The following is a 26,650-nucleotide window of genomic DNA, read 5'->3' as shown; positions in this document are numbered from 1 at the left end:
AAGGCATCGCCATGACCCAAGCCATTGCTCCCCAAATTTCCGCCGGGCCCCGCATCGGCTTTTACATTTGCCATTGCGGCATCAATATTGCCTATAAGGTCCGGGTCCAGGAGGTGGCGGCCTGGATGGCAACCCAGGCAAATGTCGTCATATCCCGGGATTACAAGTTCATGTGCTCGGATCCGGGCCAGGAAATGATCGAAACCGACATCCGGGACTACGGATTAAACCGGGTGGTGGTGGCTTCCTGCTCCCCCCGGCTGCATGAGAAAACCTTCCAGGCCGTGTGCGGAAAGGCGGGCATCAATCCCTATCTTTTTCAGATGGCTTCTGTGCGCGAACAGGTCTCCTGGGTGACCGCGGATGAGGACGAGGCCACTCAAAAAGCCAAGACCCTGGCAGCTGCAGCGGTTAACCGGGTCCGGTTTCATCGTCCCCTGCAGACCCGGGAAGTGGGGGTTCACCCGGACACCCTGGTTGTGGGCGGCGGAATTGCGGGCATGCAGGCGGCCCTCGATATTGCCGCAGGCGGCAAAAAGGTCTACCTGGTGGAAAAGGACACCACCATCGGCGGCCACATGCTCCAGTTTGACAAGACCTTTCCGACCCTGGACTGCGCGGCCTGCATCGGCACGCCCAAAATGGTTGACGTGGGCCAGCACCCCAACATCGAACTGCTGTCCTACAGCGAGGTTGAATCCGTATCCGGCTATATCGGCAATTACACCGTAAATGTGCGCAAGCACCCCAGGTACGTCAGAGAGGATGCCTGCACCGGCTGCGGGCAGTGCGCTGAAAACTGTCCGGTCACCATGGCAAGCGGGTGGGATGCGGGCATCGGTACCCGGAAGGCCATTTACCGAAGCTTCCCCCAGTCCGTGCCCATTACTTTTTGTATTGACAAAAAGGACCGGGCGCCCTGTGTTTCTGCATGCCCGGCCCATGCAAACGTCCAGGGATACGTCCAGCTCATCGGACAGGGCAAGTATGAAGAAGCCCTTCGGCTGATCATGGAAAAAATCCCCCTTCCCGGCGTGCTGGGACGGGTCTGCCCGCATCCATGCGAAACCCGCTGCCGTCGCCAGGAAATCGATGCATCGGTCTCCATCCGGGAACTGAAACGATTTGTCGCAGATGCCGTGGATCTCGATTCCCTCCCCCTGCCGGAAATCACGCTGAGACAGGAAAAAGTGGCGGTCATCGGATCCGGTCCTGCGGGTTTGACCGCAGCCTGGGACCTGGCCCGGGCCGGATATCAGGTGACGATTTTCGAAGCCATGGAGCAACTCGGCGGCATGCTCAGATACGGAATACCCGACTATCGGCTGCCGCCCGGGGTTCTGGACCGGGAAATCGCATATCTGCTTAAAATCGGAATTACGGCAAAAACAGGCCAGCGCCTCGGCCGGGAAATTACCCTGAAATCCCTGGAAGACGAAGGGTTTTCCGCGATTTTTATCGGCATCGGTGCAAGCGGGGGCAAAATCCCGGGCATTTCCGGGCAGGACGCCATGGGTGTGACCGATGCAGTGGTTTTTCTGCGCCGGGTCAATGCCGGTGACACGACCCCGCCCGGCTCACAGGTGGCGGTTATCGGCGGGGGAAACGTAGCCGTGGATACCGCCCGTGCCGCCCTGCGGCTGGGCGCGGATTGCGTTACCATCGTATACCGCCGGGACCGCGGGGAGATGCCGGCTTTTGCCGAAGAAATCACGGAAGCCGAAAAAGAGGGGATCCGGCTGGAAGTGCATGCCGCACCAAAAGGGATTATCACCGAAGGCGGCAACGTGTCCGGCCTGGAATGCATCCGCACCCGGCCCGGCCCGCCGGATGAAGGCGGCCGCCGCAGACCCGAACCAATTGCCGGCTCCGGGTTTTCCATTTCCTGCGATGCGGTCATCAGCGCCATCGGTCAGCAGGTGCTCCCGGACTGGGAGGATGCCGGCATTTCCCTGGAATGCGACGCGGGCAGCCGAATTATCATTAACCCGCAAACCATGCAGACCTGCATCCCGCATGTGTTTGCAGCCGGAGACGCGGTGACCGGCCCGGCTACTGCAGTCGAAGCCATTGCCGCCGGACACCGGGCTGCAGACAGCATCCGGCAATACATTGAAGACCCGGAATCCCTCTCCGGCAACACGACGCCGGAGCAAGCCCCAGAGCCGGAGCCCGGCGACTGGATGCCCCTGCCTGAAAACATTGAACCCTGCGCCCGGGCTACAGCCACGGAACTGGCGCTGCAGGACCGCGCCTGCGGATTTGATGAGGTCTGCACCGGCCTGAGCGCCGAGCAGGCAGTATATGAAGCCCGTCGATGCCTGAACTGCGGGGGCTGCTGCGAATGTATGGAATGTGTAAAGGCCTGCGAAGCCAATGCCATTGACCATACCATGATGCCCGAAGAAAAGGAAATCCGGGCGGGAAGTATCATCCTGACCACCGGATACGATCTGCTGGATCCCACTTCCATGCACCAGTACGGCTACGGCCGCTATCCCAACGTCTTTACCAGCCTGGAATTCGAGCGCCTCAGCAACGCCACCGGCCCCACGGGCGGCCGGATCATGATGCGCGACGAGAACTGGGAATTTTCAAAACCGCCGGAAAGCGTTGCCCTGCTTCACTGCATCGGCAGCCGGGACGCCAATTACCACGAATACTGCAGCCGGGTCTGCTGCATGTATGCGCTCAAGTATTCCCACCTGATCAAGGAAAAGGTCGGGCATCATGCGCAGGTATATGAGTTTTACATCGATATGCGCTGCTTTGGCAAAAATTACGAGGAGTTTTACAAGCGATGCCAGCAGGAGGGCACGGTTTTTATCCGGGGGAAAGTGGCGGAAATCACGGATGAACCGCAAAGCCCGGAGGAGGAAGGCAAGCTCGTGGCCATTGGCGAGGACACGCTGCTGGGCCGGCCGGTCCGGGTGCCGGTGGACATGGCCGTTCTGTGCGTGGCCATGGAGGCGCGGCCCGAGGCCGCTGAAGTGGGACGCATTTTTGGCATTTCCCAGGGGGCGGACGGGTTTTTCCTGGAATCGCATCCCAAGCTGGGGCCGATGGAGACGCCCACAGACGGGGTATTTGTGGCCGGGGCCTGCCAGTCGCCAAAGGATATTCCGGACACCGTGGCTCAGGCCTCGGGTGCGGCAGCCAAATCCCTTGCACTGACATCCCGCGGCCGGGTGACCATCTCATCGATGATCTCCCATATTGACCCGGACATCTGCATCGGCTGCCAGACGTGCATTGATTTGTGCCCCTACGGGGCCATCGAATTTGATGCGCGCCGGGGAGTGTCCGTAGTCAATGAGGCGCTGTGCAAGGGATGCGGCAGCTGCTCTGGCTTTTGTCCCAGCGGTGCCGCGCGTGTTCGCCATTTTCAGAAAAAACAGATCCTGGCTGAATTTGACGGGCTGATGGACGCCATTGCCGAAGTAGGGGTATAAAAAAATTCGAATATCGAAATTCGAAATTCGAATTAAAACCGGAAAACATCCATATATCGGCACGCAAGCATGACGCATAAGACACAAAACACGCAAAGCGAGCATACACCATGGAAGAGAAATTTGATCCCGTAATTGTCGCGTTTGTCTGCAACTGGTGCACCTACACGGCAGCCGACCTGGCCGGGACCTCCCGGCTGGGATATCCTAAAAACATCCGGCTCATCCGGGTGATGTGCACCGGCATGGTCGACACCCAGTACATTATCAAGGCGTTTCTGGAAGGCGTGGACGGCGTGCTGGTCTCAGGCTGCCATCCCGGGGACTGCCATTACATCAACGGCAACTTTAAGGCCCGGCGCCGGATGAAATTGTTGAAAACCATCCTGCCGCAGTTCGGTATCGAGGAAAACAGACTCCGGCTGACCTGGATCGGGGCCAGCGACGGCATCGAATTTGCCGAAACCATGCAGCGGCTGGTCGATCAGATCAAGGAACTCGGGCCGAATCCGGCCCGCTCACAGCAGATCATTTAAACCGGGAGACCCCATATGTCCCGCACCGCGGATATTAACATCGGAAACAGTCAAATTGCCGGCGCAATCGGTGAATTTTTGAAAAAAATCCTGGAAAGCGACGAAGTCGCCGCTGTTCTGGTACCGCACCGCCCGGCGGAAAAAGACATGATTCTGCCCAGGCTCATTACCGACCCGGCGCACCTGCAGGGCGTAGAGCCCGTGTCCCCGGCATTTGCCGTGAATTCCGCCCGCCTGGTTTCCCGGCTGACCCGGCAATCAGCGGGCGGCACCATTGCAGCAGTTCTGCGGCCCTGCGAAATTCGGGCTTTTGTCGAATTGGTCAAGCTCAACCAGGGCCGCACCGAGGACTTGGTCATTATTGGCACGGACTGCCCGGGCGCCCTGCAAAACGCGGACTTTTTCGATCTTGCGGAAAAACATGGAAACAATGCATCAGCCCATTTCCTGGAAACCGCGTTTTCCGATGGCCAGGCATCAGCCGAAGATCCTCAGATCGCACCGGCCTGCCGCGTATGCACCCAGCCCACCCCGGAAGGTGCGGATCTGGCCATCGGCCTGTTCGGCCTCCAGCCAGGACCGAAAATCCAGATATACGCACAGACCGAGCACGGCGAGGCCATGCTCGAAAAGCTGGACCTGGAAGACGGGCAGACGGATGAAAAACGCCAAACCGCAGCCCAAGACCTGATTGCCCGCCGCAGCCAGGCCCGGCAGGAAATGATCGTACAGACCCGCGCGGCCACAGACAGCATGGAAAAGCTTGCGGATTATTTTTCCCGGTGCATCAACTGCTACAACTGCCGCACGGCTTGCCCGGTCTGCTACTGCCGGGAATGTGTTTTTGCCACGGACGTTTTTGACCACGAGCCGGTGCAGTACATGAAATGGGCCGGCCGCCGGGGATCGGTGAAAATGCCAACGGATACGCTGTTTTTCCATCTCACCCGCATGGCCCATATCAGCACGGCGTGCGTGGGCTGCGGCCAGTGCGCAAACGTCTGTCCAAGCGGCATTCCCCTGGCCGAACTGTTCATATCGGTTGCCGAACAGACCCAATCGGCATTCGGTTATCAGGCCGGGAAAAATCTTGACGAACAACCGCCCCTGGCAGTGTTCCAGGAGGATGAATTCCAGGAAGTCGTGGGGATCGAAAATGGAAGCTGAAAGCATGTCACAAAAACAGGGCAGGGCAATGGTCGTGGGCGGCGGTGTCAGCGGGATGCGCGCGGCCCTGGACCTGGCCGAGACCGGCTACCATGTCACCCTCATTGAGGAGAAATCCCATATCGGCGGGGTGGTCAGCCAGCTGGACCACCAGTTTCCCACCGACGGATGCGGGATATGCAAAATGCTGCCCCACGCTGATGCCGGACACGTGCTGCAGCAGTGCGTGCGAAGGGGGCTGGCTCATGAAAACATCACCATTTACCTGCAAACCCGGGTGATGTCCGTGTCCGGCGAACCCGGCAACTTCACGGTCACCCTGCAGCAGCACTCCAACCCGGTGGACCCGGAACGCTGTATCGGATGCGGGCTCTGCATTCCATTATGCCCTGTGGATATGGCAGACCCGTTTAATGCCAGCAAGGGCATATGCAAGGCCATTGGTCCGCCCACGCCGCACATGGCTGCCGGCCCCTACCGGATCGACACTGAGGCATGCACCCAGTGCGGCAAGTGCCGGGAGATCTGTCCCACGGATGCCATCCGCCTGCCCGAAGAAGACCGCAAATCCTTCACCATCCTGGTGGTGGATGATGAAAAGATCATCCGTGATTCACTCTCGGAATGGCTGGGCGAGGAAGGCGGATTCTCCGTGATTACCGCGGAATCCGGGGAAAAGGCCATGGAACTGATCGAAGAACAATCCGTGGATCTTATGCTGGCAGACATCAAGATGCCCGGCATGGACGGGATCACCCTGCTGGAAAAGGCCCTGGAAATTCGCAAGCAGATGCCGGTCATGATGATTACCGCCTATGCCACCGTGGACACGGCGGTTTCCGCCATGAAGCAGGGGGCGGCCGACTACCTGGTCAAACCCTTTGACCCGGATGACCTGCTGCCGAAAATCGTGGCGATGTATCACGAACTCACGCTTCCGCCCGGCCCGGAAATCCGGGTCGGGGCCATTGTGATCGCCGGCGGCACGGACGAATACAACCCGGCTTCCGGCAAAAACCCTTTTGGATATAAAATCATAGAAGACGTGGTCACCGGACCGGAGTTCGAAAGGATGCTCAGTCCTGTGGGCCCGACCGAAGGCCGCCTGGTTCGCCTTTCTGACCAGCGCCCCCTGCGGCGCATTGCCTGGATCCTTTGCGTGGGTTCCAGGGATATCCAGGCAGAGGCGGACTATTGCTCCGGGGTATGCTGCATGTATTCCCTGAAGCAGGCCCGGCTGGCGCAAAAGGCGGCCCGGGAGCAGGGCGCGGAAATCGAGACGGTGCTTTATTACATGGACATGCGCACTTTCGGTAAATCCGGCCAGCCGTACCGGGACGCGGCGGAAGCCGAAGGCGCGGTGTGCAGGCGCAGCCGCGCGCATTCCATTGTCTGCGAGGAGATGAGCGGGGATCTGTGCATCCGGGCGGCAGATCCCTCCGGGCAGATCCGCGAGGACCGCTATGACCTTGCTGTTCTGGCCACGGGCCAGCGGCCTTCGGCCAAAGTCACGGACCTGGCGGAAATGCTCGGCATTGAGCTCAACTCCTGGGGCTTTATCCGCACCCGGGAATTTTCCCTGACCCAAACGTCGGGCAGTGGCGTACTGGCCGCAGGATCATGTACCGGCCGAAAAGACATTAGTGATGCGGTTATATGCGGCAGCTCCGCAGCCTTTCATGCCTCGCGCCTCCTGCATGCCGGCGGCGGCAGCTTGCGCGAACAATCTGCGTTGTCTGAAACCACCGCAGATATTTTTCACGAGCCGCCCCTGGTCTTTACTGCGGTATGCGGCTGCAGCGGGGCTGTATCCAAAATTTTCGATCCGGAAATATTTTCCGGGAAGTGTTATGGGGATCCCGCGCTGTGCAGCGTGGAAACCGCGGATTGGCTGTGCACAGAAGCAGGGCTTGCCGAACTGGCGGAAAATATCCGGCTGTCCGGTGCCAACCGGGTGGTCATCGGTGCATGCCGTCCCCTCTGTGCGCCGGAAAAGAAAAAGGCGCTGGCCCGGGCCGTTTCCCTTTTGCCGGAGCTGATTGAAATCGTGGATCTTCGCTCGCAGGTACCGGGCGTATCCGAAGAAAACCCGGAGCAGCAAAAAGCCGGAACGCGCGAAACCATGAGCCTCCGGCTGGAAATGGCCCTGTCCCGGGTAAAGCTGGCGGATCCGTCATTTGTCCCGGATATCTCAACAGGCCAATCCGTGCTGGTAATCGGCGGCGGCATTGCCGGGATGACCGCCGCTTTAGGCGTTGCCGATCATGGCTACGGAGTACACCTGGTGGAGAGAGCCGACCGCCTGGGCGGAAACCTCAACTGGATGCACCAGACCATCGAGGGCAATGATATCCCCGAACTTGCCGAGCAGACGCGGTCGCGGGTAAAAAACCATCCAATGATCACGATTTACACCAACACGCAGGTCACCGAAACCCACGGCACCGGGGGCGCGTTTACCACCACGCTGCAGACCGGAGACGAGGCGGGTTTTCCCGTGGAACACGGGGCGGTAATCCTGGCCACCGGCGGCGGGCAGGCCGAAACCGAAGCTTTCAGCCGGGGCACGGACTCCCGGATTATCACCCAGCAGGAACTGGAATTCCGGATCCGGGAAAAGAAACTGGATCCAGGGCAGATCAACAGCATGTGCATGATTCTGTGTGCAGGCACCCGGCAGCCGCCGAAAAATTACTGCAGCCGGATCTGCTGTGCAAGCGCCCTGAAACATGCCCTACACGTCAAGGAAAAAAATCCAGAAGCCGGGGTTTATGTTTTATACCGGGATATGATGGCATACGGATTTCTGGAGGCTTGGTTTACCCGGGCCAGAAAGGCCGGGGTCATATTCATCGCCTACACCCCGGGAACCGAACCGGCAGTATCCGCACAGGAAGATGCGGTTCGGATAACAGCCACCGAACCGGTGATCCAGCAGGAGGTGGAGATCTCCGCAGACCTGCTGGTGCTGGCCACAGGAATTGAACCGACCGAATGCGGGGCGCTTGCAAGAAGCTTTGGCGCGGACACGGATGAGCACGGTTTTTTCCGGGAGGCCGAACCCAAGTGGCAGCCAATGGGATCTCTGGCTCCTGGGGTGTATGCCTGCGGAATCGGGCTTCGGCCTGCAAGCATTGCCGAATCCGTGGCTTCGGCCGAGGCCGCCGCCCAGCAGGCCGTGATCCGGTTTGGCCGTAACCACCTGCCCGCGCCCCGAAATATCGCGCGTGTCCGGCACAGCCTGTGTTCTTTGTGTCAGAACTGCATTGCGGCGTGTGCATACGGTGCCCGGACATACGACCGGCAAGCGCAAATGATCATCGTGGATCCGGAGGCATGCCGGGGGTGCGGCGCTTGCGCGTCTGCCTGCCCGAATTTTGCCGCATACGTGGAAGGCTTTGCCCCGCGCTGGATGCTTTCCATGATGGAGGCGGCAATAGATAATTGAAAAGGTTAAATGCAAAAAAGGACCCGAGCTGATGAACAGAAAACAAAAAACAGCACAGGCCTGGATTCGTCCCGAACAGCCGGACCCGGCGCTGGAACGGGTTCGGGAAAGGGTGCGGACCTGCATCCAATGCGGCACATGCACAGGGTCGTGCCCCAATGCTTTTGCCATGGATGCCACGCCGCGAAAGCTCTGGCGTCTGGTGCTCATGGGACAAACCCGGGAAATTTTTGAAAGCCACACCTTTGCCCTTTGCTCGGACTGTTACTGCTGCAGCCTGCGGTGCCCCCGGGGACTTGCGCTCACCGATGCCATGGCCGATCTCAAGCAGATCGCCGCGGCCAGAAAACATGGGGGGGACCCGGCATGCACGGCATTTTACAGCGCATTTCTGCAATCGGCCCGGCGGTACGGAAGGGTCCAGGAAACCCGGCTGATGGTAAGATATCTTGCGGTCATGACCCCCCGCCGGCCGCTGATGCCCTTGCGGTTCTCCGGGCTGGGGCTGCAGATGATCAAAAAGGGAAAAATCAGCCTGTGCCGGCCGGCCGGCGGCAGAAACCTGGAAGGCATTTTCGCCAGAATCGAATCCAGGAGAGACGGGCAATGAAATATCTTTACTATCCGGGCTGTTCACTGGAATCCACGGCCCGGGAATACGACCTGGCAACCCGGGCGATAATGCACGCACTGGGCGTGGAGCTCATTGAAATACCCGACTGGACGTGCTGCGGGGCCACTGCGGCCAAGGCCGTGGACCGCCGCCTGGCCCTGGCCATGCCTGCGGTCAGCCTGGCCCTGGCCGAAACCGTGGAATCGGGAGCCGACATCCTGGTGCCGTGCAGCGCCTGTTACCTAAACCTCAAGCAGGTGCATCAGATCGCGGCCACCGACGCCCGGACCCTGGCGGAAATCAATGAACTTCTTGCCGAGGAATCCCTGCACTATTCGGGAAAAGCCCGGCCGCGTCATATCCTCGATATTCTTTCCACAGATATCGGTTCAACCGGAATTTTGCAGCAGATCACCCACAGCCTTTCCGGTTTGCGTGTGGCTCCCTATTACGGCTGCCAGTGTCTCCGGCCGTACCGGATTTTTGACGACCCGGAGGCGCCGACCTCAATGGACGCCTTGCTTGGGGCTGCCGGGGCGGACCTGCATCCCTGGTCCATGGCGGCCAGATGCTGCGGGGCCTCGCACATGACCACAAACGCAGATGTCAGCAAGGAACTGGTCTTTCGCATTTTAAAGTCCGCCAGCGGCGCGGATGCCATCGCCACGGTCTGCCCCATGTGCCAGATGAACCTGGAGGGATACCAGGGGTGGATATCGTCCCGCTACGGAGAAGATGTGCGGATTCCGGTATATTACCTGCCTCAGCTTCTGGGCCTGGCCATGGGCATCCCGGCCGGGGACCTGGGCCTGGATGCCAAATCCGCCCGGGCAGCCGCCCCGTCAGCTCAATGATTGATCCGGGGAGTCCGAAATGCTAAAATTTTTTACATATATGCGAACCCGCACGGCCTTCAAGCTACTTTTTCTCATGATAGCGGGTACCGCCCTGCTGATCTGCATTACCTTCTGGGCATGGTCCGGCATGGGCACGGACCGGCAAACCTCCCCGCTCGTAAAAGCCGTCCTGCTGCTGGCTATGTTTTCCTTTGCCGGGGCCGGGCTGCTGATTTTTTTCATGGGCGAACAAATTGCGCGTAAACAGGCCGAACTCAACAAGCAAAAGCAAAAATACCGCAATCTTTTTGAACTGGTGCCCTGTGAAATTGCCATACTGGATACGGATTTCCGGCTGATCCACTTCAACCAAAGGTTTGCTGAAAAATTCAATCCAAAAATCGGCGAATATTGCTTCCGCGCTTACAAGGGCCGCGAGCAGAAATGCGTGTCCTGTCCGGTGGAAAAAACCTTTGAAGACGGCCGCCCGCATTTCAGTGAGGAAACCGGATATGCAAAAGACGGCACAACCGCCTACTGGCTGGTGGTCACCTCCCCCCAGAAGGATGACGATACCGGAGAAATTACGGCGGCCCTTGAAATGACCCTTGATCTCACGGATTTGAAGCTGCTTGAAGACAAATTGAAAAAATCAGAAAAAAAGTATAAGGATATATTTAACAACATTGCCAATCCCATCTTTGTCATCGACCGGGAAGATTTCACGATTCTTGACTGCAACAAAAGCGTCCAGGGGGTTTACGGCTACAGTCAATCCGAGATTTGCGGTACCCGGTTTACGAACCTGTTTGTTGGCGATGACCGGAAATATTTCGGGCAGTTAATCAAAACTCGGAATGAAATCCACCGGGCCAGGCACCTGCGGAAAAGCGAAAAAACCCTGTTTGTCAATATCCGCATTTCTCCTTCGGAATACGAGGGAAAATTCGTGTATCTCGTTACCACCAGCGACATCACACAGCGCCTGGAAGCCGAACAGCAGCTCATCCAGGCAAGCAAGATGGCCACCCTAGGGGAAATGGCCACCGGCGTGGCCCATGAGCTCAACCAGCCCCTGTCTGTGATCAAGACGGCAAGCAGCTATTTGATGAAAAAGATCAAGAGCAACACCCCCATTGAAAATGAAAATCTCTGTACCATGGCCGAAGAGATCGATACCCACATCAACCGGGCCACCCGGATCATCCGCCATATGCGCGAGTTCGGCCGCAAATCCGGAATCACATCCGAAAAGGTAAGTGTCAACCCGGTAATTGAAAAGGCTTTTGACATTTTTGCCCAGCAGCTCAAGCTGCGAGGCATTGACGTGGTCTGGGAACTTGCACCGGACCTGCCCAGAGTCCGGGCAGATGACAGCAAGCTCGAACAGGTCATTGTCAACCTGCTAGTCAATGCCCGTGATGCCATCGAAGATCGCTGGGGCCAGCGATCTTCGGGCATAGACACCGGGGAAAAGAAAATTCTTCTGCGCTCGCATTCAGACGGCCGTTTTGTTACAATCGAGGTCGAGGATACGGGAAGCGGGATTGCCCCCGACCTGGTGGACAAGATTTTTGAGCCTTTCTTCACCACCAAGGATGCGGGAAAAGGCACCGGCCTGGGTCTTTCGATTTCCTACAGCATCATCAGGGAATGGGGGGCGACTATTTACGCCGAGCCGGGCCGCAGCCAGGGCGCCCGGTTTATCATCCGCTTTCCGGTTTCAAAGGAAGACGCTTCGCTGCGAGAGGGGGGATGACCAACAATGCTGCTGCAGTATGAACAGATCGGTGAAATTTTTGACTGCCTTTCCCTGGGCGTGATCATTTTGTCCAGGGACCGCAAGATTCTCTTCATTAACCGGTCCGCAGAGCAGTTGACCGGATTTTCGGCATCCGGGACTGTGGGACGGTACTGCTACCATGTATTTCTTGATTACCTTTGCGGCGGCCGGTGCAAATTTCTCGAATCCAAGGATGAGATCACTCAGACCCTGGTTTCGGATATTGAGGTCAAGGACCAGCAGAATAGAGCCACCTCCATTACCAAGATCGAATCTCCGATTTACGGACAGGATGGGCAGATGATCGGCTGTATCGAGGTTTTTCAGGATCACAGCGCATTTCGGGAACTCATCAAGCGCATCCGTTTCGACGACCTTCGGCTCAAGCTGATTTTAGACAGCCTGGATATCGGTATCCTGACACTGGACCGGGGCAACCATGTCACGTTTGTCAACACCAATGCCGAGCAGATTACCGGCTTTTCCCGCACTGAGCTGCTGGGCAAATCCTGTAAGACGTTTTTCGGTCCCCGGTTCTGCCGGGACGTACTGGATCAATGCGGTTACCCCAACGGCACCGGTGAGCAACTTTCAACCGAGACCCGGCTGATGACCGAGCAGAGCCACCTGTTGCCGGCCCGGGTGACTTATCTGCCCCTGAAAAACGGATCCGATATGATCGTGGGCGGACTGATCACCATTACCGATTTGTCGCTGAAATACCATTTTTACAGCGCCATCAAGGACCGCTACACCTTCTACGACATGATCGGTCGGCATCCGGACATGCAGAAAATTTTTGATATGATCCCCATGGTGGCGGCCACAGACACCACCACCCTGATCGAGGGGCCCACGGGCACGGGAAAGGACCTGCTGGCAAAGATCATCCATAACGCCAGCCCGCGGGCCGGGCGCAAGCTGGTAAAGGTCAACTGCGCCTCCCTGCCCGACACCCTGCTGGAATCGGAAATGTTCGGTTATGTGCGGGGGGCCTTTACCGGCGCAGATCGTGACAAGCCCGGCCGCTTCCAGGAGGCAGAAGGCGGCACCATATTTCTCGATGAAATCGGAGATCTGCCGTTGCCGCTGCAGGCAAAGCTGCTGCGGGTTATCGAGGACCGGGAGTTTTACCCCCTGGGATCCCGGAAAACCACGGGCGTGGATGTGCGCATCATCTCGGCCACCAACCAGGATCTGCATCAATTGGTCAAGGAAAGACGCTTCCGGCAGGACCTGTTTTATCGGCTCAATGTCATGCGCATTGCCCTCCCGCCGCTGAAGGACCGCAAGAGCGATCTGGCCCTGCTCATTCACCACATACTGAAAAAACTCTGCATGGCCATGGATGTGCCGGTCAAGAAAATATCCAAGCCGGCCATGCATATCCTGCTCAATTACGACTATCCCGGAAACGTGCGGGAACTGGAAAACATCCTGGAGCACGCGGTGATTATTTGCCGAGGCGACACCATTGAAACGGATCATTTTCCCCGGGCCCTGATCGAATCTGAAGCGCCCGCAAAATCCCCGGGTCCGGCAGACCCCGGGGATTACAGCGAGCGGATGAAAATCATGAACGCGCTGGACCAGTGCCGCTGGAACAAGACCCGGGCGGCAAAAGTTTTAAATATTGACCGCTCCACGCTTTGGCGAAAAATGAAAAAGTTTCAAATCGCATCATAGGAACCCACAACGCCTTGAAATCAAAAAATCGTGCCTGACAAGGCCGGGGTCAACCTTCAACTTAGCTTGGCGGGGTCTGCGAACATGACGGGAAAAATACTTCTTGTCGACGATGAAGAGGGCATCCGCAGCGTCCTGGGCATTTCCCTGTCTGACATGGGATATGAGGTGCATACCGCGGAAAACGGGGAAAGCGCCCTTCGGGTATTCCGTGACCAGCGGCCGCAGATTGTCCTGGCGGATGTCAAGATGCCCGGAATGGACGGCATTGATCTTCTGCGCAAACTCAAGGCCGAGGACCCGGACACCGAAGTTATTCTGATTACCGGTCACGGGGACATGGACCTGGCCATCAAAAGCCTGAAATACGAAGCCACGGATTTCATTACCAAGCCCATCGAGGACCGGGAGCTGGAAAGCGCCCTGGAAAAAGCCAGACAGCGCATCAAGCTGCGCCATCAGTGGCGAAGTTATACAGAAAATCTCGAGGACATGGTCCGCCGGAAGACCGACCGGATCACTGCTGCGGCAGAAGAGGGCCACAATGCTGAAAACGGGCGTTTTCGACGTCTTTTTGAAGAACTGCCCGGTTATGTGGCCGTCATTGACGGCGACTACCGCATCACCGAAGTCAACAAGGCGCTTAAATGCGATTTTGGCATCGATGACCCCGGGGGGATTCACTGTTATGAATTGTTTAGGGGCTTGGATGAACCCTGCGTCAGCTGCCCGGTGGCCAGGAGTTTTGCGGAGGGAAGCCCCTGTCAGGAGGAATTGAAATTCACCCCGGACGGCGGGGCCCGGACCTGCCACATGTTTGCCTGGACCACGCCCCTGCAGGACGAAACCGGAGATATCTCCCGTGTAATGATCATGATGACAGACATCTCCCAACTCCTGGATTTAAAGGATCACCTTGCCTCTCTGGGTCTGATGGTGGGGTCGGTCTCCCACGGCATCAAGGGGCTTTTAACCGGGCTTGACGGTGGGGTCTACATGCTCAACTCCGGATTTTCCCGCGACGACCCGGAGGAAATCTCCGAGGGGATCAAAACCGTCAGGACCATGTCCGACCGGATCAAGCACATGGTGCTTGATATTCTGTATTATGCCCGGGAGATGAAGCTTGATAAACAGCCGGCCGACATCGCTGCATTTGTGCGTGAAACCGCAAAGGTGGTGGCTGCCCGCGCCAGGGAATCCGGCGTCGAGCTTGTCCTTGACGTGGATGCATTTCTGGAAAACAGCCGAATCACCATTGATGCCGAGCAACTCCGGGTCGCCATTGTCAATATCCTGGAAAACGCTCTGGACGCCTGCGCCGAAGACGGGGAAAAAGCTTCCCACCACATCGACTTCAGGGCTTTTGCCGAAAACGGTGCGGTCTGCTTTGATATCAGCGATACCGGTCCGGGCATGGACGCGGAAACCCGGGAAAATATCTTCAAGCTGTTTTACTCTTCAAAACGTTCCAGGGGTACCGGCATCGGGCTGTTTATTACCCGGAAAATCGTTAGCCAGCACAACGGTACCATCGAGGTGGAATCCACCCCGGGCCGGGGCACGCGCTTTCGCATTCGGATTCCATACGGGCAATAAGGGATCGTTTGAAATGCCGTTTTCGGATTTTTACATATCAAGCAAGGGGGTAACGATGACCAAAAAAATCCTCGTAATCGACGATGACCCCACCACGGTCAAGTACCTGGTCAGCGTACTGAAAAACAACGGGTTTGAAACCTGCGAGGCCTATGACGGAGTGGAAGCCATGGAGGTGCTGCAGCGGGAAAAGCCGGATTTGATCACTCTGGACCTGGAAATGCCTGAGGAATGGGGAACCCGCTTTTACCGGAAACTGCGCAAGCAGGGCGGCGAGCTCAAGGACACGCCGGTGCTGATCATCAGTGCCATGCCCTCGCGGCATCTGTCGGTGCGCGATGTCGTGGGATACCTGTCAAAGCCGTTTGACCCTGGTGAGGTAATTGATATTATAAATCAAAACACATAATTTTTTTTCACCCGCCATCGCCGCCGACCGGTCGGGCCCTTTTGCCGGCCGCATCCGGTGCGCTCTCCATCTGGTCTGCACTGACAGCATGCAGTCTTTCCCGTTCTGATTCCGCTGGCCTTTCAGCAGGGATCAATTCGTTTTGAGCTTTTGCTTGACTCGTTTCAATAATCGATATAAGTTAGCCGATTTGAAAACGAATTTTTGATTAACCTGTTATCGCGGAGGTTTTGGTATGGTTTTTACGGTATCCCTATATGCCTCTTTAATAATATTTTTTCTGGGGCTTATATACAGGGGCGGCACCTGGTTTCAACGGGAGGCCGGGTTTTACGGACAGGAGATGAGCGCTTCAACGCGGTTTTTTTCCGTTTTTAAATCAATGCTTGGGGTTATCTTCAGCGCAAAGATTCTCAGGCTGCTCCAGGCTTTTGTCCTTGATGTACTGCTTCAAAGAAAGATTTTAAAGGAAAGTGTTCTTCGGTGGGCAATGCACATGCTCATCTTCTGGGGTTTTATCCTGCTTTTATTCATGCACGCCCTGGGCCGGATCGTCACGGATTGGCTTTTCAGCAATTACGAACCCACACTGAATCCCTATTTTTTTCTCCGGGACCTGTTTGGCCTCATGGTTCTTGCCGGGGTCGTTGTTGCCGTGATCCGGCGTTTTTTCCTCAAGATACCGAGGCTGATGACAAACAGTATGGACAAGTATGCCATCGGCATCCTGGCGGTGATCATCCTGTCGGGGTTTTTGCTGGCGGGGTTAAAGATTACTTCCAACACTGAATTTTCCAATATGGTGGATGAGTACGCAGGCTGGCTCAGCGACGAAGAACTCCAGGCCCTGGAAAGCTACTGGGTAAGCGATCAGGGCCTTGTGTCTTCGGATGTGACCCGGCCGTTTGAAGCCGATGTGCTGCAGCAGGGCAAACAGGCCCATGAAAGCTATTGTGCTTACTGCCATGCTCCGGCGCAATCGGCCTTTGCAAGCTATTCCACCGGAAAGGTCCTCAGTCCGGCCGCCGGCGCCATGGACCGGGCGGGCTTTGTGGGCATTTTGTGGTATATTCATTTTTTGTCCTGTTTTATCGCTCTGGCATACCTGCCTTTCAGCAAAATGCTGCATATCTTTTCAACGCCCCTCACCATTATGGCCAATGCCGTGATGGATGAAAAAAAATCAAAACCGGAAAATGTGGCCACCCGGCAGATCATAGAACTGGATGCCTGCACCCACTGCTGCACCTGCAGCCTGTACTGCTCTGCCATGATGGGCTATGAAGCAAGGCAGAACACGTATATTCTGCCATCAGAGAAAATTGCGCCCCTAAAGGCCCTGGCAGCCGGCAGGGACCTGGATGAAGCCGAAACCCGGGCCATTTTGGAAGGGATTTATTTGTGCACCAACTGCGACAGGTGCACCGTGGTCTGCCCCTCGGGCATCAACCTGCGGCAGCTGTGGCTCAATGCCAGGGAAAAACTGTTGCAGCAGGGCCCTGCAGAACCGCTGGTGCTTTCCCAGCTTTCATTTGTCAGGGGGCTGAACCGCAAAAAGACCCCGGCTGGCAGTTATCCCCTGCCCCTGGAAAAAGCCGATAATGCAGTTTCTGCAAAATACCGGCCTCTTCTGGATCCGGACCGCTCCATTGACCTGACCCCGCCTGCGGCCGGCCTGAAGCTGACCAGCGGCTTTGAAAATACGTTTTCCTATTGTTTCGGGTGTCAGAACTGCTCCACTGTATGCCCGGTGGTGGGCAATTACGAAGATCCCCAGGAGCAGCTCGGGCTGATGCCCCACCAGATCATGTGCAGCCTCGGACTGGGACTGACCGAAACAGCCATGGGCGCAAAAATGATATGGGATTGCCTGACATGCTACCAGTGCCAGGAGCATTGCCCGCAAAATGTGAAAGTCACCGACATCCTCTATGAGCTGAAATACATGGCAGTGGCCGGTGTGGATGAGGGAAGGCAAAATCATGATCAGGCCGGAGGTTTAAGATAATTATGATGCGCTACAGTTTTTTTATCGGCTGCCAGATTCCTTCACGGGTTCCCCAGTATGAAACAGCCGCCAGGGCTGTTTTAAAAAAATTCGGAGTGGAACTGGCAGATATCAGGCAGTTTAACTGCTGCGGCTATCCCATGCGCAATGTTGACAAAAAGGCGTTTCTTCTTTCTTCAGTCAAAAATTTGGCCCTTTCCGAAAACCAGGGGCTGGATATGCTGGTGTTGTGCAACTGCTGTTTCGGGGCGCTGAAAAATGCCGAGCACATCATGGCCGAAAAGGGACCCCTGCAGGATGAAGTGCTGGGCAAAATCCGGGAAATGGGCCTGGATTACCAGGGAAAAACCCGGATCCGCCATTATTTGTCCGTGCTGTATCATGAAACGGGCATTGCTGCGATCAAAAAGCAGCTGCACAAAACTTATAAAGAATTAAACATTGCCGTCCAGTATGGGTGCCATGCCCTGCGGCCCAGCACTGTCACGCAGTTTGATGACCCGGTGGCCCCGTCCTTGTTTGATGAACTGGTTGCCGCAACCGGGGCAAAAAGCGTTGACTGGACAAACAAGCTGGAATGCTGCGGGGCGCCCCTGATCGGGACCAATGATGCGCTGTCAGCGGATCTGTTCTCAAGAAAGCTGGAAGCCGCAATAAAGGCAGAGGCTGATTTTTTCTGTACATCCTGCCCGTACTGCCAGATTCAGTTTGATACCGTACAGCAGATGCTTGTTGAGGACAGTGCCGGCCAAAAGCCCCTGCCTTCCATTCTTTTTCCCCAGCTGCTGGGGCTTTCAATGAACATTGATCCCCAAACCCTGGGTCTTGGGGCCAACAAGCTGGATATAAGCAAAATAGAATCCTATTTAAGCAAGGACAAGGAGTAGATAATGCCGCGTGAAAACAATGGCGCTGTGCTGGTTGTGGGAGGAGGCATCACCGGAATGCAGGCATCGCTGGATCTCGCCGATTCCGGCTACTATGTCTACCTGGTGGAAAGGTCCAGTTCCATCGGCGGGATGATGTCCCAGCTGGACAAAACATTTCCGACCAATGATTGTGCCATGTGAATTATTTCGCCCAAACTGGTCGAGGTCGGCCGGCACATCAACATAGAATTGCTCACCCTTTCAGAAGTCAACAGCATCTCCGGCGAGGAAGGTGATTTTGAGGTCAGCATCACCAGCCATCCCCGGTACGTGGATGTGGACAAGTGTATTGCATGCGGGCTTTGTGCGGAAAAATGCCCCAAAAAGGTCCCCAATGAATATGACGGCAGCCTGGCCAACCGCAAGGCCATTTACGTGCAGTATGCCCAGGCAGTGCCCCTGAAGTATGCCATTGATCCGGAACACTGCATCAAACTCAACAAGGGCAAATGCGGGATCTGTGAGAAAAAATGTCCCACGGGCGCCATTAACTACGAGGATACCAAAAAGGAGATTTCCTTGAATGTGGGGGCCGTGGTGCTGTCCCAGGGCAGCGAAACCTTTGATCCGGCTGTTCACGACACATTCGGGTATAAAAAGTATCCCAATATTGTCACCAGCCTGGAGTTTGAAAGGATCCTGTCGGCTTCCGGGCCTTACGGCGGCCACCTGGTCCGGCCCTCTGACAAGCAGGAACCGGAAAAAATCGCTTGGCTTCAGTGCATCGGCTCCAGAGACGAGCACCTGGGCGCCAGGGGGTATTGCTCGGCGGTTTGCTGTACTTACGCGGTCAAGGAGGCCATGCTGGCAAAGGAGCACTGCAAGCACAACCTGGACACGGCCATTTTCTATATTGATATCCGCACAAACGGCAAGGATTTTGAAAAGTATTACAACCGGGCAAAAAACGAGATGGGCGTGCGGTTTGTCAAAAGCAAGGTCACCGGCGCCCCCCCGGTGGACGGCACTGGAAAGCACCTGATCCGCTACATTGATGAATCCGGAAAAAGGTGCGAGGAAGAATTTGACATGGTGGTGCTGTCCGTGGGTCTGGGCGCCACGGCCCGGGGCGCGGAACTGGGCAGAAAACTGGGCATTGAACTCAACCAATACAACTTTGCGGCTTCTTCCAGCTTTGCCCCGGTCTCCAGCTCTGTTGCCGGCATCTATGTCTGCGGTGCCTTCCAGGGGCCCAAGGATATTCCCTCCTCGGTGATCGACTCCAGTGCGGCAGCCGGCGTGGTGGGCTCCAGGCTTTCAAATGCCAGGTGGACCCGGACCCGGGCAAAGGAAATGCCAAAGGAGAAAAACGTTATCGGAGATCCCCCGCGCATCGGTGTTTTTGTTTGCTGCTGCGGCACCAATATTGCGGGTGTGGTGGATGTGCCCAATGTGGTGGAGTATTCCAAAACCCTGCCCGGGGTTGTTTATGCCGAGCAGAACATGTTCAGCTGTTCCCAGGATTCCCAGGACAAGATGGCCCAGGTCATTCAGGACGAAGGCCTCAACCGCATTGTGGTGGCCGCCTGCACGCCCAAGACCCATGAGCCGCTTTTTCAGGAAACACTCCAGAACGCCGGGATCAACAAGTACCTGTTTGAAATGGTCAATATCCGGAACCAGGATTCCTGGGTGCACAAAAACAATCCAGAGGCCGCCACCCAAAAGGCCAGGGATCTGGTGGGGATGTCCGTGGCAAAGGCCGCCAGAATCGAGCCCTTAAAAGAGCCGGTTTTGGCGATCAACCAGCGGGCCATGGTTATCGGCGGCGGCGTGGCCGGAATGACAGCGGCTGAAAATATGGCCCTGCAGGGCTATGAGGTCGACTTGGTGGAGCGCGATGCGGTTTTGGGCGGAAATGCCCGGAATCTGCCCGAAACCTGGCGCGGTGAGGATGTACAGGAATTTGTTGCCGGCCTGACCGGGCGGATTGAAAGCAATGCCAACATTGCCGTGCATTTGAGTTCCAGCATCAAAAATGTGGACGGATTTGTGGGTGATTTTAAAACCACCATTGAAAGCGACGGTCAGGAAAGCACACTTGAGCACGGCGTGGCGGTGATTGCCTCGGGCGCGTCTGAATACAAGCCTGTGGATCAATACCTCTACGGCCGGGACGAGCGCGTGGTCACCGGCCAGGAACTGCAAAAACGGCTGGTGGACAATGATCCGTCCATAAGCCGGGCCGATTGTGCTGTGTTTATTCAGTGCGTGGGCTCCAGGATTCCGGAAAGGCCTTACTGCTCCAAGCTTTGCTGTACCCAGTCCATAAAAAGCGCCCTTGAACTCAAGAAACGAAAACCTGAAATGGACGTGTTTGTCCTTTACAGGGATATGCGGCCCTACGGCCTAAGAGAGGACCTCTACCGGGAAGCCAGGGCCAGCGGCATTAAGTTTGTCCGGTATGATTTTGATAACGGGCTGGCAGTGGAGCCAGAAGACAAAGCCCTGAAGATCCGTTTCAAGGACTTTGTCCTTCGGCGGAGCATGTCGCTTAGTCCGGATCTCCTGGTTCTGGCATCAGCTGTGGTGCGCGAGAAAAACGATCCCCTGGCCCGGTTTTTCAAGGTCACCCAGAACGATGACGGGTTTTACGTGGAAGCCCACTTAAAGCTCAGGCCGGTGGATTTTGCAACCGACGGGGTGTTTTTGTGCGGCCTGGCCCACGGGCCTAAACCCCTGGATGAATCCATTGCCCAGGCCCAGGCAGCAGCGGCCAGGGCCGTGACCCTGCTTTCGGCCAAAAACATCTCGGTCAGCGGCACCGTGGCCCAGGTGACCCCGTCCTTGTGCGCCAGCTGCGGGGTATGTGTATCCGTGTGCCCGTATTCAGCCCCCCGGATCAGCGAAAAAACCGATAAGGCGGAAATCCAGTCCGCCCTGTGCAAGGGGTGCGGATTGTGCGTGGCTTCATGCCGCTCAGGGGCCATAGAGCTGAAAGGGTTTGGAAACAACCAGATCATGTCCATGATCGATGCCTCCATGGCCAACTGATCGTATCCGGAAAGGGGGAAAAATGGCAGATTCAAAAGACCTGCTTGAAGTGCACGTGAATGTGAATATACCGGCCTCCGCGCTTACCGCCATTGTGGAAAACGCAAAACAAATCGCCGGCCCTGATGCTTCCGGAAAATACCGCGTGGACACGGCCGCCATGGTCGGGGAGATGATTTCCCGTTTTCTTTACCAAAAGGATTTTGAAGGATATGTGCAGGATATCAACAATTTTCCGGGTGCATGCGTGTAAAAACCAGGAGGCTGATGATGAAGATTACGATTCTATACGACAATGACGCATTTGACAAACGCCTGACCCCGGACTGGGGTTTTGCGGCTCTGATTGAGGCCTGTGGCCGGACCATTTTGTTTGACACCGGCGCAAGCGGACAGATCCTGACCGAAAACATGCACCGCCTGGGAGTCACCCCTGAGTGTATCCAGGAGATTTTCATTTCCCATGATCACTGGGACCATACTGATGGATTGCCGGGCATCCTGGAACTGAATCCCGTACGGGTCTATGTGCCGGATACCATTTCCAATGTGGACCGGGCCCCGGAAACCGTTTCCATCAGCCAGCCCATGGAAATTCACGAAAACATTTATTCCACGGGCACGCTGAAAAATATCGAGCAGTCCATGTGCATCAAAGAAGACAACAAGGTGGTGGTGATTGCGGGCTGCTCGCATCCGGGTGTGGAAACCATCCTTGCCGCCGCAGCGCCAATCGGTCCGCCTGTTGCGCTCATCGGGGGACTTCACGGATTTTGTGATTTTCCGGTCATTGATTGCCTGGATTGGGTGTGTGCCACCCACTGCACCCAGTACAAACAGCAGATCCAGTCCAGGCTTGGGGACAAAAGCCTTGCCGGCGGGGCCGGCCGGGTCATTGAAATATAGACGGCGTTGCTGCCAAAACCGCGGTATTGTCCGCTGATTGCCTCGCGCCGTTGGGGTGTGTCTGTAACTTCCCGGAATTCTTCCCTTGACTACAAATCCGTGCTTTACTATGGGATAGGGTTATTGTTTACCGGCGATTTTGGGTTGCAAGGGCCAATTTAGCTGCAGGAGGCACAGACAAAATGGCGAAACGCGAGCAATGGGGTACAAGAAGTGGATTTATTCTGGCTGCAGTGGGCTCGGCCATCGGCCTGGGAAACATCTGGCGGTTTCCCTACATGGCCTATGACAACGGCGGGGGAGCTTTTCTGATCCCCTATTTTTTTGCCCTGCTCACCGCCGGCATTCCCATCATCATCCTTGAGTTCGGGGTGGGGCACAAATACAGGGGATCTGCCCCCATGACCTTTTTTAACATCTTTGGAAAATGGGAGTGGCTGGGCTGGTGGCAGGCCCTGGTGGCCTTTGTCATCAGTGTCTACTACGTGGTGGTGATTTCCTGGGCCCTGAATTACGCCTTTTTGGCCCTGGATCTGGGCTGGGGTGCAAGTCCGGAAAGGTTTTTCTTTGATGAGTTTTTGCAATTAAGTAACGGGCCCATGAATCTGGGCGGCATTGTCTGGCCGGTATTTGCCGCTGCCATTGCCATGTGGGCGGTGACCTGGATCATTTTGTTCAGCGGCGTGAAAAAGGGAATCGAACTGGCCAACAAGATTTTCATGCCGCTTCTTTTTCTGCTGCTTTTGATCATGCTGGTGCGCGCCGTGACCCTGGAGGGCGCGGCCCAGGGCATTGACTGGCTGTTTCGGCCGGATTTCAGCGCCATTGCCGACTACCAGGTCTGGACTGCGGCCTACGGCCAGATCTTTTTTACCCTGAGCGTCTGCTTTGCCATTATGATCACCTATTCCAGCTACCTGCCGGCTGACTCGGATATCAACAACAACGGCATGATGACCGCGTTTATCAATTGCGGATTCAGCCTGCTGGCCGGAATCATGGTGTTTGGGGTGCTCGGGCACATGGCGGCCACACAGGATGTGGCCCTCCATGAGATTGTCACCCAGGGTGTGGGCATGGCCTTTGTGACCATCCCCGAGGCTGTTAATCTGCTGCCGGCCCCGGAATTTTTCGGGTTTTTGTTTTTTTTGTCCCTGGTATTTGCCGGGCTCAGTTCCATGATATCCATTTCCGAGGCCTGCTGCTCATCGATAATCGACAAGTTCGGCTGGGACAGAAAGCCCACCACCAGCCTGTTTTGCCTGGTTGGGTTCATGCTGAGCCTGATTTTCATGACCCGGGGCGGTTTGTTTATCTTAGATATCACGGATCATTTCATCAATAATTTTGGAATCGTTTTTGCCGGGCTGGTGGAGGTGATTTTGCTGTCGTGGTTTTTTAAGCTTGATACCGTGCGCCAGTATGCCAATTCGCTTTCCGACTTTGCCATTGGGTCCTGGTGGAATTTCTGCCTCAAGGTGATCACCCCGGTTGTGCTGGGATACATGGCCGTGGCGAACCTGGCGGGCGACATCCGGGAAAATTATGAGGGTTATGACGGCAGCGCCCTGGTCATGTTCGGCTGGTGCGTGGTGGCGGGTATTGTGCTTTTGAGTTTTGTCCTGCAGTCCATGAAAAGCGCCTGGGCGCAGAAAACCAGATAATCGCACAGGATAAAGGAGTCCCGGAAATGAGCAGCGGATCCATTGCCATGATGATCATCGGCCTGGCCGTCACCTGGGGCGGTGCAGCCGTGTGCATTGTCAACGCCCTGAAAAAAAGGCACCTATAAGCCTGTGATTTGATCCAGAAGCGTGCGGATTTCGCTGATGCGGTTGACACTTTCGATCCAGTCTCCGGAAAGCGCCTCCATGCCCAGATGCGCGCCAAGGATCATCCCGGCGATGGTTCCCCTGGCCGCGCTGTCGCCGCCGGCCATCACCGACTGGACCAGGGCTTCTTTGAGATTGTCTTCATACCGGGCAATGAGATGAATGGTGCCTGGCAGCGCCTGGTCGATTTCACAGGCCGGGCCGAACCGGGCGATGGCATCAGCGCTCTGCTCGTTTGCGGATTTGAGTCCCGGGCCGATATACATGGAAATGGGGGACATGGCAAATTCCTCGTCCTCTGCAATGTTTTCCACGGCTGCGGCGGGAGCCGAACCCTGGAGCACCGCATGGACCACCCGGGCAAAAAACGCCGCTGCATCAATTACGGCTTCATTGTTATGGGTCATGGCCGTCTGGGAGCGGGCGGCTTGTACCAGCTTTTCCGGGTCATCGGGATAAAGGCGGATCAGCGGGGCGATCCGGGCGGCCCCGGCCAGATCATTGGACGATGAGCCCGCATTTTCCGGGCCCGCACCCTTTTCATAATTGGCCAGGGTCTTGCGGGTGGCATTGTCAATGTAGCCGTCATAGTTGTCAAACAAGGCCCGCCATTTTTCGGAAAAATCAGCTGTCACAAATTCTTTTTGCTCCGCAATGGACCGGAACAGCACCAGCATTTGGTCGCCGTAATGGGTGAAATCCCCCTTGCCTTTGGTCTTGTGAAAGGAATCCGGGCCCGGTGCCACCGGAGATTCGATTCTGCCGAAATCTGCCTGGATTTTTTCCGGATCATAGATCCAGTGGGCACCCAGGGCCAGGCTGTCTGCGGCAAACGCGGCCAGCACTGCGGCTTTGGCGTTATCGCTCATGACGGATCCTCCTTATTTTGATGCTTTTTCCTGTTCGTTTTCATCTTTGCGGCAGATGCATTCATGCTCCCCGCATTGATCACAGATATATGTGGCCTCAACGGCCGGGGTGCCGGCGGGCTCCGCGGGCCTGTTTTTTTTGTACAGGAAAAATCCCAGCACAACAGCCAGCAGGACAATGACAATGAAATATTCCATGTGTTGTTTTCCTTGTTGAATTCAGTTCAGTGTTTTCGTTTCTATAATAATTATCATCATTGGCCGGAATGCAACGCAGATATCCCGGTCTGGGTGCGCGTCCGGCAAGGGCCCCCACCAGTTACCGGGCTACAAGGAATACTATCCGATTATCATCGGGAAAACCATCATGAGCGCTGCGGCAATCAGGGTGGCGGCTATCATCAGGCGGCAGGCCGGCAGGATGTGGCCCGGGCCGGGCAGGGAAAAATCAGCCCCGATCCAGGGTTTTTCCACAAGGCGGCCGTGGTAGATGCCCGGGCCGATAAGGCGCACGCCAAGAGCGCCGGCAAATGCGGCCTCCGGGCGTCCGGCATTGGGGCTTTTGTGATTGCCGCCCTCGGATACGGATGTTTTAAAGGCCCTGCGGCCGGTTTTGCAAACCAGGGCGGCTGCCAGAGAGATGATTGGCACACAAAGCCTTGCCGGAATCCAGTTGGCCGCGTCATCGAGTCTGGCCGCAACTTTTCCGAATTGTTCATATTTTTCCGTTCGATACCCCACCATGGAGTCCAGGGTGGAAATCATTTTAAAGGCCATGGCTCCGGGTGCGCCCAGGATGGCGGCAAAAAACAGGGGAGAGAGCACGCCGTCAACAAAATTTTCCGCAACCGTTTCAATGGCCGCCCGGCTGATTGCAGATTCATCCATGTTTGCCGTATCCCGGCTCACCAGCATGGCAATCAGGACCCGGGCCTGATCAAGGCGGCCGGCAGCAATTGCCTGATGCACTTTTCCGGCCTCGTCATACAGGCACCGCGGGCAGATACAGGTATAGACCAGCAGGATTTCCAAAACCGTGCCTGCAGCCGGATGCGCCAGACGGGCAAGCAATACCCCGGCAAGGGTAATGACGTAAGTGCCTGATACCAGGACTGCGGCAAATGCCAGCCCGGCTGTGAATTGATTGGGCAAAAACGCCCGGAAAGGTTTTTCCAGCCGGGCTGCGGCCGCGCCCATCAGGCGCACCGGGTGGGGCAAACGGGACGGATCGCCCATGAGCAGATCCAGGGCCAGGGCGGCGGCGATGATCCAGGCAGCAGAAATCCCGGTCATCAGGGGTTCTCCCGGCCGGCCGTCTGCGCGCGGTTTTCGGCATAATCGGCAATCAGGTCTGCTGCCTTGGCGTTTGTATCCGGGTCCTGGATGGATATCCGGAAAAAATGGCTGTCAAGTCCCTTGAAATTTTCGCAGTTCCGGATCAGCAGGCGGTGCTCGAGCATGCGGGAAGCCATTTCGGCTGCCGTGAAATGTCCGGCCTGCAGGAGAATAAACGTGGCATCCGAATCATGGACCCGAAGGCCGGGCACGCCGGCAAGCCGCCGGCGGATTATGGCGCGCTGGTC

General features: G+C 56.5%; 20 protein-coding genes and 1 pseudogene. 17 read left to right on the top strand and 4 right to left on the bottom strand.

Annotation, left to right across the window (positions count from 1 at the left end; genetic code table 11):
• The first annotated feature begins 11 nt into the window (after positions 1–11).
• The 17 genes from R6U41_RS00205 (at position 12) to R6U41_RS00125 (ending at position 24,158) form a co-directional block, all read left to right on the top strand.
• A complete protein-coding gene (locus R6U41_RS00205; RefSeq protein ID WP_410267821.1) occupies positions 12–3,452 on the top strand; it encodes an FAD-dependent oxidoreductase in 3,441 nt (1,146 codons plus the stop codon).
• Between the two features lie 110 nt (positions 3,453–3,562).
• Positions 3,563–3,988 carry a hydrogenase iron-sulfur subunit gene (locus R6U41_RS00200; RefSeq protein ID WP_410267820.1) on the top strand — a complete coding sequence of 142 codons (426 nt, stop codon included), beginning with the start codon at positions 3,563–3,565 and terminating at the stop codon, positions 3,986–3,988.
• Positions 3,989–4,003: 15 nt separating this feature from the next.
• Positions 4,004–5,155 (top strand): 4Fe-4S dicluster domain-containing protein, encoded by a 1,152-nt coding sequence (locus R6U41_RS00195; protein ID WP_410267819.1) that lies wholly within the window; start codon positions 4,004–4,006, stop codon positions 5,153–5,155.
• Positions 5,156–5,159: 4 nt separating this feature from the next.
• Complete coding sequence (locus tag R6U41_RS00190; protein WP_410267818.1) at positions 5,160–8,603, top strand: response regulator; 3,444 nt, start codon at positions 5,160–5,162, stop codon at positions 8,601–8,603.
• Between the two features lie 31 nt (positions 8,604–8,634).
• On the top strand, positions 8,635–9,213 hold the full coding sequence (locus tag R6U41_RS00185) for a 4Fe-4S dicluster domain-containing protein (protein ID WP_410267817.1): 579 nt from the start codon (positions 8,635–8,637) through the stop codon (positions 9,211–9,213).
• On the top strand, positions 9,210–10,070 hold the full coding sequence (locus R6U41_RS00180) for a CoB--CoM heterodisulfide reductase iron-sulfur subunit B family protein (protein WP_410267816.1): 861 nt from the start codon (positions 9,210–9,212) through the stop codon (positions 10,068–10,070). The genes R6U41_RS00185 and R6U41_RS00180 overlap by 4 nt, the downstream gene beginning before the upstream one ends.
• Before the next feature lie 19 nt (positions 10,071–10,089).
• A complete protein-coding gene (locus tag R6U41_RS00175; RefSeq protein ID WP_410267815.1) occupies positions 10,090–11,811 on the top strand; it encodes a PAS domain S-box protein in 1,722 nt (573 codons plus the stop codon).
• A 6-nt stretch (positions 11,812–11,817) separates the two neighbouring features.
• Complete coding sequence (locus R6U41_RS00170; RefSeq protein WP_410267814.1) at positions 11,818–13,521, top strand: sigma 54-interacting transcriptional regulator; 1,704 nt, start codon at positions 11,818–11,820, stop codon at positions 13,519–13,521.
• Positions 13,522–13,605: 84 nt separating this feature from the next.
• Complete coding sequence (locus R6U41_RS00165; protein WP_410267813.1) at positions 13,606–15,120, top strand: response regulator; 1,515 nt, start codon at positions 13,606–13,608, stop codon at positions 15,118–15,120.
• Between the two features lie 55 nt (positions 15,121–15,175).
• Complete coding sequence (gene divK, locus R6U41_RS00160) at positions 15,176–15,529, top strand: DVU0259 family response regulator domain-containing protein (protein ID WP_410267812.1); 354 nt, start codon at positions 15,176–15,178, stop codon at positions 15,527–15,529.
• 235 nt (positions 15,530–15,764) lie between these two features.
• A complete protein-coding gene (locus tag R6U41_RS00155) occupies positions 15,765–17,537 on the top strand; it encodes a 4Fe-4S dicluster domain-containing protein (RefSeq protein ID WP_410267811.1) in 1,773 nt (590 codons plus the stop codon).
• 2 nt (positions 17,538–17,539) lie between these two features.
• Positions 17,540–18,424: a CoB--CoM heterodisulfide reductase iron-sulfur subunit B family protein gene (locus R6U41_RS00150; protein ID WP_410267810.1), complete on the top strand. Its 885-nt coding sequence runs from the start codon at positions 17,540–17,542 to the stop codon at positions 18,422–18,424.
• 3 nt (positions 18,425–18,427) lie between these two features.
• A complete protein-coding gene (locus R6U41_RS00145; RefSeq protein WP_410267809.1) occupies positions 18,428–21,460 on the top strand; it encodes an FAD-dependent oxidoreductase in 3,033 nt (1,010 codons plus the stop codon).
• Between the two features lie 22 nt (positions 21,461–21,482).
• Positions 21,483–21,713, top strand: coding sequence for a hypothetical protein (locus R6U41_RS00140; RefSeq protein WP_410267808.1), 231 nt, complete (start codon positions 21,483–21,485; stop codon positions 21,711–21,713).
• A 14-nt stretch (positions 21,714–21,727) separates the two neighbouring features.
• Positions 21,728–22,366, top strand: a complete 639-nt coding sequence (locus R6U41_RS00135; RefSeq protein ID WP_410267807.1) for an MBL fold metallo-hydrolase — start codon at positions 21,728–21,730, stop codon at positions 22,364–22,366.
• A 182-nt stretch (positions 22,367–22,548) separates the two neighbouring features.
• Positions 22,549–24,030 (top strand): sodium-dependent transporter, encoded by a 1,482-nt coding sequence (locus R6U41_RS00130; protein WP_410267806.1) that lies wholly within the window; start codon positions 22,549–22,551, stop codon positions 24,028–24,030.
• Positions 24,031–24,056: 26 nt separating this feature from the next.
• Positions 24,057–24,158 carry a MetS family NSS transporter small subunit gene (locus R6U41_RS00125; RefSeq protein WP_410267805.1) on the top strand — a complete coding sequence of 34 codons (102 nt, stop codon included), beginning with the start codon at positions 24,057–24,059 and terminating at the stop codon, positions 24,156–24,158.
• On the opposite strand, the gene R6U41_RS00120 is transcribed toward R6U41_RS00125, so the two are convergent.
• The 4 genes and pseudogenes from R6U41_RS00120 to R6U41_RS00105 all read right to left on the bottom strand — a co-directional run.
• The gene (locus R6U41_RS00120; RefSeq protein WP_410267804.1) at positions 24,153–25,067 is read right to left on the bottom strand and encodes an ADP-ribosylglycohydrolase family protein; all 915 of its coding nucleotides are present in this window, start codon (positions 25,065–25,067) and stop codon (positions 24,153–24,155) included. The two genes, R6U41_RS00125 and R6U41_RS00120, sit on opposite strands and share 6 nt — an antisense overlap.
• A gap of 12 nt (positions 25,068–25,079) precedes the next feature.
• Positions 25,080–25,265, bottom strand: coding sequence for a hypothetical protein (locus R6U41_RS00115; RefSeq protein WP_410267803.1), 186 nt, complete (start codon positions 25,263–25,265; stop codon positions 25,080–25,082).
• A 141-nt stretch (positions 25,266–25,406) separates the two neighbouring features.
• The gene (gene cbiB, locus R6U41_RS00110) at positions 25,407–26,360 is read right to left on the bottom strand and encodes an adenosylcobinamide-phosphate synthase CbiB (RefSeq protein ID WP_410267802.1); all 954 of its coding nucleotides are present in this window, start codon (positions 26,358–26,360) and stop codon (positions 25,407–25,409) included.
• A pseudogene (locus R6U41_RS00105) lies at positions 26,360–26,650 on the bottom strand (hypothetical protein); the annotation flags it as partial. The pseudogene R6U41_RS00105 and the gene cbiB, both read right to left, overlap by 1 nt.

Origin of the sequence: Desulfosalsimonas sp. (genome assembly GCF_046483245.1) — a bacterium.
Taxonomy (GTDB): Bacteria; Desulfobacterota; Desulfobacteria; order Desulfobacterales; family Desulfosalsimonadaceae; genus Desulfosalsimonas.
The sequence above is the reverse complement of the archived record's forward strand: the minus strand, read 5'-3'. Positions and strand labels throughout refer to the sequence as shown.